The sequence below is a fragment of the Oscillibacter sp. KLE 1745 genome, from assembly GCF_000469445.2.
Lineage (GTDB): Bacteria > Bacillota > Clostridia > Oscillospirales > Oscillospiraceae > Oscillibacter > Oscillibacter welbionis.
On the sequence record NZ_KI271693.1, the window covers coordinates 1 to 464 of the forward strand.

Sequence of the window (464 nt, forward strand, 5' to 3'; positions counted from 1 at the left end):
GTCCTGGCCGCGGCCATGGAGATCCCGGAGGAACAGCTGCGGGAGCTGCGCGGCAGGTGCGTCCAGGAGGTGAAGAAGACCCACGGCATGATCTCTCTGGATGATGCGGTGGAATATCAGAATGGCGGGGACGGGGTGTAGATGGCAGGCGAATCCACCGAAGCAAGGCAAGGTGGAGCAACGAAAAGCTCCCCGCCAGTCTTGGCGGGGGGCAGAGAACGTGAATGGAACAGTCCATGCTTCAAAAAAGATACAGCTCCCGCAGGTAGTGGGCCTGCCCTTCTGAGATCTCGCCGCTCCACTGGGCGGAGTTGATACTGCCGTACAGCTCACACCACAGGCAGTCCAGATAGGAAACATGCTCCGCCAGCCCTTTCTAATAGGCATCCAGATCCCGCTGGAGCGACGCGGGCGGTCCTGCTCATCGAGCGGCTCCAGTTCCTCAGCTGGCAGGGAGCCGCTCT